Below are 13,514 nucleotides of genomic sequence, written 5' to 3'. Positions count from 1 at the left end.
GGCTCGAAAAAATCTCCCTAATTGTAAAATGTATGTCCAGCGACTTGCAACTCAGCCTTTTTGACAACAATCAAAGTGCCACTTTCCAAACAGACTCAATACCAGCAAATGCCAAAATTCCCATCCCTCCCGGCACTTATCAAAATATGGAACAAATCGCCGAGCACTGCAACCGCTGCTACCGCTGCGAATTGGGCAACAGCCGCACTCACGCCGTCATCGGGCGCGGCAATCCTCAAGCCTCAATTTTGATTGTGGGAGAAGCGCCCGGACAAAACGAAGACGAAACCGGATTGCCCTTCGTCGGGCGATCGGGCAAACTGTTAGATAAGATTTTAGAATCCGTGGGATTGAGTGCAGAAACCGACGTATTCATTGCCAACGTCATCAAATGTCGCCCTCCCAACAACCGCCCTCCGACAGCAAAAGAAATCGAAGCTTGCAAACCATACTTGCTAGAACAAATTCGCATCTTAGACCCCAAAATTATTTTATTAACCGGTGCAACAGCCCTCAAAGGTTTGCTAAGCGACAAGCGACCCATTAGTAAAATCAGAGGTCAGTGGATTGAATGGGAAAATCGTTTGTGTATGCCAATTTTTCACCCGTCGTACTTGTTGCGAAACCCCTCCCGCGAACCGGAAACTCCAAAATGGTATATGTGGCAAGATATGCAACTAATCAAGGCTAAATTGGATGAATTCAAAGAGCAAGTCTAATCAATTTTTCTTGTTGATTTGTCGCGGCTGGTTTCACGAACAATAAGTGCCTAAAACCGATAATCTCGTAAACCCGCCCCCCAGGGTAAATCCCTCAACCGAAAATTTGTGAATTTTCTGATACCTTCTGTCAGGAACAGGCAAGATGCCTGTTCCACAATAAAATTATTGTCTGTCAGGAACAGGCAAGATGCCTGTTCCACAATCACAATTATTTCATGTGGGTTGGGCGTCTCGCCCGCCCAAAAAATACAATTTAGTTGCGAGACAACTTATTTTTTGCACGACAATCTCGCAGCCACAAACGAATCGCCTCAGCAATTTCGCTTTTCTCCCCCTCTTGCCGCAACAACGGACGAATATCCGCCGCAGTACCAAACCGAGAAACAATTTTTGCCAATTCCCAACCGTTTTCCGTTTTAGTTAAAAACAACCAATGATATTGCTGAATTTCAACTCGTTTTTCCCCGCGATACTGCCGTTCCAAAGTAGTAATGAAAACTTGACTGGCATTTTCAGGAAGTGCATCCCCAGAATTTAAAGGTAACGGTTCAAACTCCGGGCGGCCGGCTAAAATTATTTGCGGCAGCGCGTAACCGGGCGGTGTATTAGTGTTAGGAGAAAAGTGCGATCGCACAATTACGCGATTAGCATAACTCGGCAAATCTTGCAACAGGCGATCGACCAAAGTTTCTAAATCAGCGGGACAGGGCGATCGCACTAACAAATCATACCGACTGGCATTGATACTGTGAGTATGATTTGTCACAAAATTAACTGCCCAAGTCGGAGTTGCAACCGCAGATATCAGCAGATAAACACAGATGAACGCAGATAAAATTCCATTGGCGTTCATCGGCGTTTATCGGCGGTTAAAACTGAGATGTTGCACCATTCTCAATAAGCCTTTTATGAACAAGCAAGATGCCTGTTCCACAAAGAGTGAATTTTCTTGTGGAACAGGCATCTTGCCTGTTCTTGAGAATGGTGCAAGATGTGAGTTAAAAACAACATTCATATTGTTACTCCAACTCTTCACAAATACGCGCAAAAGCCGCCACCGGATCATCCGAAGCAGTAATTGGCCGCCCAATCACCAGATAATCCGCACCAGCTTTCAAAGCGGCCTTTGGAGTCATCGATCGTTTTTGATCGCCTCCATCGGCCCATTTCGGACGTACACCGGGACAAACTAACACAAAATCATCCCCGCAACTCATTCTTAACTGTTCCACTTCTTGCGGAGAACAAACAGCCCCAGCTAAACCAGTTTCCTTAGCCAACAATGCCATGTGTAAAGCATATTCCGGCAACTCCAAAGGTATTTTCAACTCAAAAGCCAACTGTCGCGAATTCAAACTCGTTAATAGAGTAATAGCAATCAACTTAGGACTCGGTTTATCCACAGCCGCCGCCCCTTCAGTCAAAGCCAACTGTGCCGCTTTCAAAGCATCTTTACCACAAGTAGAATGGATAGTCAATAAATCCACATTATACTTAGCAGCAGCCCGACAAGCACCAGCCACAGTATTCGGGATATCGTGAAACTTCAAATCGAGAAAAATCCGCTTTTCCCGCTGTTTTAAAATTTCCAAAATCCCCGGCCCGGAACTCACAAACAGTTCCAAACCCACTTTCCAGAAAGATACTTGCGGCAGTTTGTCCAGAAGTGCGATCGCCTCTTCTTGACTCGAAACATCCAAAGCAACAATAATTCGATTATCAGCGTTCATCAGCGTTCATCTTCAGTATTCATCTGCGGTTAAAAAAATAGATTAGTCATCGCAATAATTGCCTGCTTTGAACAGGCAAGATGCCTGTTCCACAATAATTATTGGAGATGTCTATTCAAGACACCAATCGCACAAACTTATTCTTCCCAACCTGCAAAACCTTACCGCATAAATCAGCAGGTGATTCAAAGGTGAGGTTAACATCAGAAACTTTATCGCCCTCCAACTTCACCCCGCCGCCCTGCATCAACTTCCGCGCATCACCGCTGCTTTTACAAAGCCCGCTAGCACTGAGAATATAAAACAACTTAGCCGGAAACTGCACGTTTGCCAAAGAAAACTCCGCCACAGCATCAGCTTGTCCCGCAGCACCTTTAACCAGCGCAATTGCATCTTGTTGTGCGCGATCCGCCGCTTCCTGCCCCCGATACTGGCGCACCACATCCAAAGCCAAAAGTTTCTGTTTTTCTCGCGGATTTTCTGGCAATTCATCAATTGGTAAATCTGTCAATAGTTCAAAATATTGGGCGATCGAACTATCAGCAATTTTCTCCAACTTAGAATACATCGTCAGCGGGTCTTCCGACAAAGCCACATAATTGCCCAAAGATTTCGACATCTTCTGCACCCCGTCAGTCCCTATCAAAATCGGCATCAGCAAACCAAACTGCGGCTTCATCCCAAAATGCCGCTGCAAATCTCTCCCCACCGCAATATTAAACTTTTGGTCAGTTCCCCCCAACTCCACATCAGCCTCCAAAGCCACCGAATCGTAACCCTGCATTAGTGGGTACAGAAACTCGTGCAGATAAATCGCATTTTCCTGCTGCATCCGATTATCAAATCCCTCTTTAGCGAGCATCTGCTGCACCGTCATCGTCTTCAGCAGTTCCAAAATCTTCGCCAAGTCCAATTTCGACAACCACTCGGAGTTATAGCGAATTTCCAAACGTCCGGGCGTGTCAAAATCTAGAATCGGACGCACTTGGTCTAAATAAGTCTTGGCATTTTCCGCCACTTGTTCGGCTGTCAACTGGCTTCGCATCTCGGACTTCCCTGTCGGATCGCCAATTCTTGCGGTAAAATCTCCGATGACCAGTACCGCTGTGTGACCGGCATCCTGAAAAGCCCGCAGTTTGCGGAAGCAAATGCTGTGTCCCAAGTGAATGTCCGCCCCTGTGGCGTCGATTCCCAGTTTGACTCGCAAGGGTCGATCGACTTGGGCCAGCAGTTGGGCTAAATTTTCGTCAGAGTTGCTAGAATCAGGTCGATCTGGAAAAATCTCGCTGATGCCGCGGTAAAGCGCTGAAAGGTTAGGAGTTATCATCGGGGAGCGATCGTTCATCATATTTTGCCAAAGTGCAGCAGAATTAGTTACACTCACTGGTTGACGCATAAAAACATAACTATCACGCTACTATAATCCGAAACCTGACCGGCTTTCATTAGCTGACCCCGCCCAAAAACGGATACCAGCCCCGACAACAGTCGCCGACATCCCACAATTTTAGACGCTAGTTCAAACTCCTAAATTGATCTGTGGAGTAAATCTAAAATCTAAAATCTAAAATCTAAAATCTAAAATCGATCGACTGACAGTCTCTAGGTTTCGCATCTAAAATTAAAAGTCTTAAACCCCAAATCGAGTGAGGAAGTGAAATCCACGTGTCAACCAACGCAGTCCGCAATAACACGGAAAACTCAGCCCCCGTATTCGAGTTTGTTCAGTCAGTCAGTAAAGTGACCGCCGGAACCATACTCAGCATGACAATGCTTGCCAGTTCCGTAGTCGCTGGTGGACTGGTTGGCTTAGCGATCAGCTTCCGCAATTTGCCAGATGTTCGGATCTTGCAAACCTACTCTCCCACAGAAACTACCCACATTTACGACATCAACGGCAAGCCGCTAGCCAGCATCCACGACGAAGCCAACCGGGATGTCGTACCCCTTGACCAAATCTCCCCGAACCTGAAACGAGCTGTTCTGGCGATCGAAGATAGCAACTTCTTCACCCACAAAGGTATCAACCCCGGCGGGATAGCCCGAGCTCTGATGGTCAACCTAGAGAAAGGTAGAACCGTTGAAGGCGGCTCGACTATGACTATGCAGCTAGTCAAGAACCTGTTTCTCTCTCCCCAGTCAAAATTTAGTCGCAAGGTAGCTGAAGCGGTAATGTCTATCCGCTTGGAGCAAATTCTCAACAAAGACCAAATTCTGCAACTATACCTGAATCAAATCTACTTAGGTCACAACTTGTACGGCGTAGAGACAGCCTCTCGAAGCTATTTCAACAAATCCGCAAGTAATTTGACTCTTTCAGAAGCAGCGATGCTGGCCGGCTTAATTTCTGCCCCCGAAGAATACAGTCCTTTCGTCAATTACAAATTGGCAAAAGAGCGGCAAGCCCTCGTTTTAGGCCGCATGAAGGATCTTAAATGGATTACGCCGGCCCAAGAGACAGCAGCCCGACAGGAAAAAATTAAGCTAGGCAAAATTACCTCTTTTGGCGGCTCTCAAGTTCCTTACGTAACACAAGCCGTAGTCCAAGAACTGACAAGGCGTTTTGGGCGAGATGCCGTGGTTAAGGGAGGAATGCGCGTTCAAACCACGATCGACCTCAAAATGCAGCGCATAGCCGAAGAAACCGTCAAAGCGTGGCACAATCGGCTTTACTACCAAGGGCTGTTTTACGATCGCGATGAAGGTCAAATTGCCCTAGCCGCCGTCGATCCCCGCACCCACTTCGTCAAAGCAATGGTTGGCGGCGTCGATTACGAAAAGAGTCAGTTCAACCGCGCCATTCAAGCACGCCGCCAGCCCGGATCTGCTTTTAAACCTTTTATCTACTACGCTGCCTTTGCTAGCGGCAAATACGCCCCCGATTCAGTTGTCTACGACTCCCCTGTCGGCTACCGCGACGGCGACGGCTACTACTACCCTCAAAACTACGGTGGCGGCTTCTCCGGTGCTGTCAGCATCCGCAGAGCATTGGAAGTCTCTCTGAACATTCCCGCCGTCAAGCTTGGCCAAGAAGTCGGATTGAATAAAGTGATTGAGATTTGCCGCGTGCTCGGCATCAGAAGTCCGATGGAACCGGTGATTTCTTTGCCCTTGGGTGCAGTTGACCTCACTCCTTTAGAAATGGCCGGATCTTTTGCTACCTTCGCCAACAACGGCTGGCATTCTGACACCACGTTTATCGTGCAAGTCACTGACAGCAGTGGCAACGTCTTGCTCGACAATACGCCCAAACCCAAATTAGTTCTCAATTCCTGGGCGGCGGCATCTGTCAACAGCGCCCTGCAAGGAGTAATTACCAGCGGAACTGCAAGGGCGGCTCAAATTGGCCGGCCGGCTGCGGGGAAAACAGGTACAACTTCCTCAGAACGCGATATCTGGTTTGTGGGTTACGTGCCCCAGTTGTCGGTGGCTGTTTGGATGGGCAACGACAATTATAGACCGATGAGCTACGGTGCTACTGGCGGTGGGATTGTCGCCCCTGTTTGGCGTGATTTTATGAGCCAAGCTTTGCAGGGAGTTCCCGCAGAAAGTTTCAAACCTGCTTCATCTTTTGAGCGGCCTTAATTATCAGTCAGTTGTCAGTTGTCAGTTGACTGTTGACTGTTGGCAGTTGGTGTTTGACAGTTGACAATTGACACTTGGCAGTTGACAATTACCCATTATTTCTCCTCTGACCGAAAGAATCCAGGATACCCGCCACGTGATTCATCCGTGGAGAAATAAAAAACCTGTATCAGATGAAACTTGCCGAACGTATTTATGCGTGGGGTCAATGCTTCAATCTAAAATCTAAAATCTAAAATCTAAAATCGATTGACTTCTGGCTTCTGGCTCACACTCGATAATTAATCCGTGTATCCGTATCAACATCCGTGTTGTGCCTTCCTTCTTCCTTCTGACACTAGGATTGTTTTTCCAGCTCAGATTTCATCCGCTCCAGCGTTGAGTTCATTTGCTCAAACATCTGCTGGGGCGTGATGCCAAATTGATTGAGCTGTGTTTTTAACTGTTCTACAGTCATCTGAGCCATGAAGTCCTCAGACAGCTCAAAGCGCTTCATAAAAATACGGTAGCGCTCCATCATCGATTCCATCTGAGCGATGAACATTTTCTTGCCTTCGCGATCGAATTTGCCGTAATTTCCACCTAGTTTGATGAGAGATTGATAGTCTTCAAACAACAGCTTGGCTTCTTGCTGAACAATTTCCGAATCAAAAAATCCCATAGCTTTCCTAATTTTTTAATATTCAACTAATTTTGATCGAGGCGAGAAAACCCGCTGCTTTTTGTACCATTTTATCAGTTGCCGGAGGAAGTCCCTACCCCTCAAGGTACAAGAATTAGTAGAAATTTCCGTACAGGAGAGGCCGATGCCCGCGCAGGGCCGATGCCCGCGCAGGGCATCGGGCCCCAAAAGCGTTGGTTATTGGTTATTCAAACTAACAACCAACCAATAACCAATAACTAATGACTGATAACTGATGACTAATGACTTCTTCAAACTTCCCCGATGCGTTCTAGAGGCCAAAACCGCACTACAGCGCGGCCGATGATATTCTGCTTAGGTAAAAATCCCCACCTGCTGGAGTCGTTGCTGTTGTTGCGGTTGTCTCCCATCACAAAGTATTCATTTTCTGGAACGCGATAAGGCCCCCACTGGTATTTAGGAGGTTCGGCAATATATTTTTCGACCAGGGGTTTGTCGTTGAGATAAACTAAACCTTTTTTAACGGCGACTGTTTGACCCGGTAAGCCAATTACCCGCTTGATGAATGCTTGGTCTTGGGTAAAGCCTTGTTCTTGCAACTTTTCGGGCGGGGCAAATACTACGATGTCGCCAGTTTTTGGAGGTTCGAGGTAGTAGGAGATTTTTTCGACTACGACGCGATCGCCCACGTGCAGAGTGGGTACCATAGAATCTGAGGGTATGTAGCGCGGTTCGGCGACCAAGGCTCGAATCACTATTGCTAAACTTAAAGCAATAATCACTATCTGAAGATTTTCTCGCTGTGACTTCCACGCTTTCTGCCACCAGCTTTCAGGCGGATTTTCTGCTACTTCTGTACCCAAATTCTTTTTTTCAGATGTCATGAAAGTCCTCGCTAAATAGTTGCCACTAATTATCTGATTAAGCTCGCTCAGCATTTAAATTGCATCTCTACAAATCATCAAACCATGACTAGCTGCACACGCGAACCAGCCCAAAATATACAATTTAAATGCAGTACAGCTTACCATTGAAGTATGTCGCTGTTAATTACTAGACGTGAAGTGCAGGCATTTGCAAAGTTGCAAAGTATCTAGAAAGGCATCGGCGTTGCACCTGCGATTTCCCTATCAATCAAAGATTTATACAATAACTCTCATCTTGATATTAACTCATAAAAAAGGCAGAGAATTTAAATTCTCTACCTTTTTTATGTGAGGATTTTGAGTTGTTTGCGATCGCGAGATTGGTTATTTCAAAACTTTACTCGCGATCGCACTTACTCAAACTTACTCAACGCCTTGGGGCAGCAATTCCCGCTTTTGACCTTGCAGCACCTTAACAATTCCGTCCTCGCCCACATCAACAACAGCGGTGTCGCCGTCTTTGATGCGGCCAGAAAGGATTTCCTCAGCCAAACTGTCTTCCAGCAAGCGCATAATGGCGCGGCGCAGGGGTCGGGCTCCGTAGCTGGGGTTGTAGCCTTCTTCTACCAGCCGTTCTTTGAATTTTTCGGTCACTTCCAGGGTGATGCCCTGTTCTGTCAAACGGCTGAACACTTCTTTGAGCATAATGACGGCGATTTCTTTGACTTCTTCCCTGTTCAACTGGCGGAAGACGATAATTTCGTCGAGTCGGTTGAGGAATTCGGGGCGGAAGTAGTTTTTGAGTTCTTCGTTAACCAAAGAACGAATGCGGTTGTAATTAGCATCGGCTTGGTTGTCGCTGAACTCGAAACCGAGACCGCCGCCGCCTTTTTCAATCACCTTAGAACCGATGTTTGAGGTCATAATCAGCAGCGTGTTTTTGAAGTCCACGGTGCGACCTTTGGCATCTGTTAAGCGGCCGTCTTCCAATATTTGCAACAGCATATTGAAGACATCGGGGTGGGCTTTTTCGATTTCGTCGAACAGCACGACGGTGTAAGGACGGCGGCGGACTGCTTCTGTGAGTTGCCCACCTTCGTTGTAGCCGACGTACCCAGGCGGAGAACCGATGAGTTTGGAGACGGTGTGACGTTCCATGTATTCCGACATATCCAACCGAATCATCGCATCTTCGGAACCGAAGAAGTAGCCTGCTAGGGCTTTGGTGAGTTCGGTTTTGCCGACGCCGGTAGGCCCGGAGAAGATGAAACTGGCGATCGGGCGATTGGGATTTTTCAAGCCCACGCGAGCGCGACGGATGGCGCGGGAAACGGCTTTCACTGCTTCTTCCTGGCCGATCAAGCGCTGGTGCAAGGTATCTTCCATGTGCAGCAGCTTTTCGGATTCGGATTCGGTCAGTTTGTTGACCGGGACGCCCGTCCAGCTTGCCACGATTTGAGCAATGTCTTCTTCGGTGACAACTGGCGATGGGTCGGTTTCGCCGGTGCGGGCCGAGTCGGTTTTTTTAGCTTGGGAAATTGCGCGAATTTCGGCTTTGATCGTCATTTCTCGATCGCGCAATTCGCCGGCTTTGTCAAAGTCTTGAGAACGCACCGCTTCGTCTTTATCTTTCAGGACTTGGCGCAGTTCTTTGTCAAGTTCTTTGGCTGCGGGGGGCAGTTGGGAGTTGATCAAGCGAACTCTAGAACCAGCTTCGTCTACCAAGTCAATTGCTTTGTCTGGTAGGAAGCGATCGGAGATGTAACGATGAGATAGTTTGGCTGCGGCTTCGAGGGCCGTGTCCAAGATTTTCAGCTTGTGGTGCTGTTCGTAACGTTCCCGCAAGCCGAAGAGAATCTCGATCGTCTCGTCTACAGTCGGTTCGCCGACCATAACGGGCTGGAAGCGCCGTTCTAGGGCTGCATCGCGCTCGATGTGCTTGCGGTACTCGTCTAAAGTTGTAGCGCCGATACACTGGAGTTCGCCTCTAGCCAGAGCCGGCTTGAGAATGTTCGCCGCGTCGATCGCGCCTTCCGCCGCACCAGCACCGATCAAAGTGTGCACTTCGTCAATCACCAAAATCACGTTACCCGCTGTGCGGATTTCGTCCATGATTTTTTTGAGGCGTTCTTCAAATTCGCCCCGGTATTTGGTACCAGCGACGAGCAAGCCGATGTCGAGGGTAACGACGCGCTTTTCTTCGAGGATGTCTGGGATGTCGTTGTTAGCGATGCGCTGGGCCAGACCTTCGGCGATCGCGGTTTTACCGACTCCGGGTTCGCCGATGAGCACCGGGTTATTTTTGGTGCGGCGACCGAGGATTTGAATTACCCGTTCGATTTCTTTTTGGCGTCCGACTACTGGGTCTAGTTTGCCATCGACCGCCATTTGAGTCAGGTTGGCTCCAAATTCATCCAGGGTTGGAGTCTTGGTGCGGGCACCGCCGCCCGTGGCTGCGACTTCTGCGGTTTCTCCCAGCATCCGAATCACTTGGGTGCGGACTTTCGACAAGTCTACTCCCAGATTTTCCAGGACTCTGGCCGCTACTCCTTCACCTTCGCGGATCAGGCCCAGCAGCAGGTGTTCAGTACCTATATAATTGTGTCCGAGTTGGCGAGCTTCTTCTAGGGATAGTTCTAGAACCCGCTTGGCGCGGGGAGTGAACGGAATTTCGACTGCTACGAAGCCGGAACCGCGCCCGATGATTTTTTCCACTTCAATGCGCGCGTCTTTCAGGTTGACGCCCATTGATTTGAGGACTTTCGCTGCAACCCCGGTTCCTTCTCCGATCAGACCCAGGAGGATCTGTTCTGTCCCTACGAAGTTGTGACCCAGGCGGCGAGCTTCTTCCTGGGCCAACATGATTACTTTTATTGCTTTTTCTGTGAAGCGTTCAAACATGATTTATTCCCATCACCTGCTGCTATGTGCCCGTTTCGAGGTCACGCTCGCACAACGAGCGTTTGTGTTCGAGTGTTAACTCGTACTGCTTATTCTAGCGCGACACTCCCAACCTATCTGCCGCACTCGGCTGCGGTTGCAGATTCCAGGCTCATGTTGCAGGGTGGCTTTCAACTGGGAAGACCCAAATGGTGGCTGACCTACAACCTCCCCTAGACTGCAAGAAGATTGCTCTTCTCGGCCCGTGCCCAACCTACGACTGCGTATTGATGGATTCTAGCATAATCTTTTTGGCTGTCATGCAGGTGCCAAATGGATATTTCTCGAAGTGTAGGACAGTTTTTTTACAAAAGTTCTTGGTTATATGGGCGATCGATCCCCTAAACTCATCCTTAAGCAGCAGCCCATCTCCCGAATATGTTGGTTTGGGATGGCGACAGCGAGCTGGGCTTTCTTCATCTAAAATTTTGCCCCCGATTCGTTGAAGATTTGGGTATTCTTCCTGTTGTCAGTTGTGCGATCGCTCCCGATCAATTAGTGAGTCTTACTACAGTCCGAGGGGTTTGGCTCAGACTATACTCAGCATGGTTCAAGACCTTGCTTTCGTAGCAGAGTGCTGTGGTCGTTAACTCGTGTGACTTAAAAGTCTCAAACTTCAATCGTGGAAAAGAATCTAAATCCTGTTTAAGGCGTACTTAAAGTAAATAATGAACACTAAAAACTTAGATGACCAGGTAGAAAGTACCGACAATGGATCGATCGAAGTTACAAGTAAATTCCACGATGCAGCTACAACAACCTCTGCAGCTTCACCAAAAGAATTCAATCCAGAACACCTAGGACGTGTCTACTTTATTCGGCACGGTGAAAGTACCAGTAACGAACGCAATATTTTTGCAGGAGTTCTGGATGTTGACCTCACATCCTTTGGTCGATTGCAGGCGCGCCGTGCAGGTGTTGACCTGAAGAAAAAAGGTACAAAGTTTGACGCAGTATATGTCTCCCACATGAGACGCGCTAGGCAAACCTGTGAAATCGCCCTTGCTGAAAGTCAAGCACTAAAGTCGCCAAATACCCCCGTTGAGATAGACCATCGAATTAGCGAGAAATCCTTTGGCATTTTTGCGGGTCGTAACCTAAATCTGCTGCGTCTAGCACTGGGCTACGAAGGCTTCGAGGAAATGTTGCACTCGCACAACGAAGCACCTCCGGCTGGCGAAAAGATTGCCCAAGTTTACTCTCGCGCAGCCCGTTTCTACGAAGACAAAATAGTACCGCACTTGGAACGCCAAGAAACAGTTCTAGTAGTGTGCCACCAATATGTATTGGAGCCTCTAGCACTTTATTTAAGCGGTCTCCCGCCTACTGCTTATAAACACCTGAAACTCCCCAATGGTAAAGCTCTCAGCGGTGTGGATCTCGTCAAGTTTCGCGATAAGGAATCCGGCGGTGCTGCTTCCCTGCGGAAAGAGATCAACGATCTTTCAATTATGTGGGCAATTTTGATCTATGCCACCGCCTTCTTGCTGGGAAGCTTGGCAAGGGCAATCAGCACCTCAGAAGCAGGGATTCCGTCAGTCCTATTTCGAGCAATAATCGTTGCGTGTCTTGCCGCCTCAACGTTTTATACCTACTTAGACATTGACTTTGCAGCGAGTAAACGCAAAGTAACTTCAACTGTGAAGTATCTCGTTTACGGGTGGATGGCAGTGCGATGGGCAGTTGGGCTATTTTTAATATTTTCTGGATTTTTGTATCAGACTGAAGCGGATTTGTACAAAGTTTTGTGGGTGCTGTTTTGGATGGTTCCGCCAGCCCTTACTTCCCCAGTTTTATCCGTGCTTTGGGGCGGTAATCTTTATCCGTCGGCTCTTTTGTCAAGAACGCTATCAATCGTTGCTCCACTGGCGCTTCTGGCTACATTGAAGGTTGCCAATTTACCCATTAACGTTGACAGCCTGATCTTTTTCGGCATTATTCTAATTTTAGGTCTGGCAATACCGGGTGCGATCGCCCAGTTTTGGCGCGACAAATCCCCGGTTGAATCAAACCACCACAGTAAAAACTGGAAATTCATCGGAGTGCTTGCTGTCGCATTCATGGCCTTGGCAACAGGCTTTCAGTTTACTCCATCAACCTTCATTTCGGATCTATTTTCTTCAACCGATCCGAATCGCTCGCTCGCTTGTCTGCAACAACTAGCATTGGCAACTTTGGTCTTTGTCTCAATGCGGGTTTTGGCTGTATTAACCTCAGCATTTACAAAGGGCAAGCTTAGCAAGGCAGAAGCTCGTGATGCTTACATCCTGCTTGTGAATCCAAACTTTTTCCTTTGGGCGGCTCTTTTCATCGGAGTTAGTACAACTGCAAATCCAGAAGCCGTAAGATATGCAATTTTTTGGGCAGCGCTGGGGTTCTTCTGCATACCACTCATCGAACAGATATTGTTCATGAATTCATTTGGCAATGACATACTGAGAGAAACACTGCGTTCTTCGAGAGTGGCAACAGCAGATATCAAAAAGCTTTTCCTGCAATTGGATACGGATGGAAGTAAGGCACTAGAACGAACTGAGATTATGGAGTTGTTAGGGCTAATCGAAGATATGACAACAGGCGAACGTAGCTCTGAAGAAGTCAGAAGCTACATCACTGATTATCTTTTTAATACTCTTGACTCCGATAAAAATGGCAGTGTTGATTTAGCGGAGTTAGAAGAGTACATATCAACGTATGGGTTGGTTGCTAACCTTAACGTTGCTCAAATCTAAACTTTGGATCAATAAGCATGACATCATATTCAAATTTGAAAAATGATGTCATGCTTATTTGTCCGACTGCTGTATACAGTAATGCAAGAATGATAGTTTTAGCTGGCTCCATAACTGGCGAAAAATTGGAAAACAAAAAAAACCGAGGTTAATCTCACGATGGATACTCCGAGAAAAATTTTAGAGGAATTGCGACAAGTCTTTACCAAGATTGGTGGACAGGGTAAACGCATCTTAATTTCAACCTCAAACATGATAAGATGAAGTGTTTAGCTAAATCAAGTGCGTAATTGATA

9 protein-coding genes are annotated in these 13,514 nt (G+C 47.5%); 3 read left to right on the top strand and 6 right to left on the bottom strand.

Features of this window, described 5'->3' with window-relative positions; genetic code table 11:
* Nucleotides 1-32: 32 nt before the first annotated feature.
* Complete coding sequence (locus QT973_RS17960) at nt 33-719, top strand: uracil-DNA glycosylase (RefSeq protein ID WP_333055940.1); 687 nt, start codon at nt 33-35, stop codon at nt 717-719.
* 256 nt (nt 720-975) lie between these two features.
* On the opposite strand, the gene QT973_RS17955 is transcribed toward QT973_RS17960, so the two are convergent.
* The 3 genes from QT973_RS17955 to tyrS all read right to left on the bottom strand — a co-directional run bounded on the left by QT973_RS17955 (nt 976) and on the right by tyrS (nt 3,800).
* On the bottom strand, nt 976-1,575 hold the full coding sequence (locus tag QT973_RS17955) for a hypothetical protein (protein ID WP_333391849.1): 600 nt from the start codon (nt 1,573-1,575) through the stop codon (nt 976-978).
* 166 nt (nt 1,576-1,741) lie between these two features.
* Nucleotides 1,742-2,452: an orotidine-5'-phosphate decarboxylase gene (gene pyrF, locus QT973_RS17950; RefSeq protein WP_333391847.1), complete on the bottom strand. Its 711-nt coding sequence runs from the start codon at nt 2,450-2,452 to the stop codon at nt 1,742-1,744.
* A 115-nt stretch (nt 2,453-2,567) separates the two neighbouring features.
* Nucleotides 2,568-3,800, bottom strand: coding sequence for a tyrosine--tRNA ligase (gene tyrS / locus QT973_RS17945; RefSeq protein WP_333391878.1), 1,233 nt, complete (start codon nt 3,798-3,800; stop codon nt 2,568-2,570).
* 317 nt (nt 3,801-4,117) lie between these two features.
* Here tyrS and QT973_RS17940 point away from each other — a divergent pair, with 317 nt between their 5' ends.
* Nucleotides 4,118-6,037 (top strand): transglycosylase domain-containing protein, encoded by a 1,920-nt coding sequence (locus tag QT973_RS17940; RefSeq protein ID WP_333055945.1) that lies wholly within the window; start codon nt 4,118-4,120, stop codon nt 6,035-6,037.
* Between the two features lie 337 nt (nt 6,038-6,374).
* On the opposite strand, the gene QT973_RS17935 is transcribed toward QT973_RS17940, so the two are convergent.
* The 3 genes from QT973_RS17935 to QT973_RS17925 form a co-directional block, all read right to left on the bottom strand.
* Complete coding sequence (locus tag QT973_RS17935; protein WP_006632589.1) at nt 6,375-6,698, bottom strand: DUF1825 family protein; 324 nt, start codon at nt 6,696-6,698, stop codon at nt 6,375-6,377.
* Between the two features lie 272 nt (nt 6,699-6,970).
* Entirely contained in the window at nt 6,971-7,564 is a 594-nt protein-coding gene (gene lepB / locus QT973_RS17930; RefSeq protein WP_333055946.1) for a signal peptidase I, read from the bottom strand.
* A gap of 405 nt (nt 7,565-7,969) precedes the next feature.
* A complete protein-coding gene (locus tag QT973_RS17925; RefSeq protein ID WP_333055947.1) occupies nt 7,970-10,447 on the bottom strand; it encodes an ATP-dependent Clp protease ATP-binding subunit in 2,478 nt (825 codons plus the stop codon).
* A gap of 707 nt (nt 10,448-11,154) precedes the next feature.
* Between QT973_RS17925 and QT973_RS17920 the strand changes: the two genes are divergently transcribed.
* The gene (locus QT973_RS17920; RefSeq protein ID WP_333391845.1) at nt 11,155-13,218 is read left to right on the top strand and encodes a histidine phosphatase family protein; all 2,064 of its coding nucleotides are present in this window, start codon (nt 11,155-11,157) and stop codon (nt 13,216-13,218) included.
* The last annotated feature ends 296 nt before the right edge of the window (nt 13,219-13,514 follow it).

It is taken from the genome of Microcoleus sp. Z1_A1, assembly GCF_036700305.1.
Lineage (GTDB): Bacteria > Cyanobacteriota > Cyanobacteriia > Cyanobacteriales > Microcoleaceae > Microcoleus.
Note: the sequence above shows the minus strand (reverse complement) of the source record. Positions and strands in the feature narration are given on the sequence as shown.

Excerpts from the sequence above, each read along its gene's own strand:
- QT973_RS17960 (WP_333055940.1), top strand. The coding sequence starts at position 33 with ATGTCCAGCGACTTGCAACTCAGCCTTTTTGACAACAATCAAAGTGCC.
- QT973_RS17955 (WP_333391849.1), bottom strand. The coding sequence starts at position 1,575 with ATGAACGCCAATGGAATTTTATCTGCGTTCATCTGTGTTTATCTGCTG.
- pyrF (WP_333391847.1), bottom strand. The coding sequence starts at position 2,452 with ATGAACGCTGATAATCGAATTATTGTTGCTTTGGATGTTTCGAGTCAA.
- tyrS (WP_333391878.1), bottom strand. The coding sequence starts at position 3,800 with ATGATGAACGATCGCTCCCCGATGATAACTCCTAACCTTTCAGCGCTT.
- QT973_RS17935 (WP_006632589.1), bottom strand. The coding sequence starts at position 6,698 with ATGGGATTTTTTGATTCGGAAATTGTTCAGCAAGAAGCCAAGCTGTTG.
- lepB (WP_333055946.1), bottom strand. The coding sequence starts at position 7,564 with ATGACATCTGAAAAAAAGAATTTGGGTACAGAAGTAGCAGAAAATCCG.
- QT973_RS17925 (WP_333055947.1), bottom strand. The coding sequence starts at position 10,447 with ATGTTTGAACGCTTCACAGAAAAAGCAATAAAAGTAATCATGTTGGCC.
- QT973_RS17920 (WP_333391845.1), top strand. The coding sequence starts at position 11,155 with ATGAACACTAAAAACTTAGATGACCAGGTAGAAAGTACCGACAATGGA.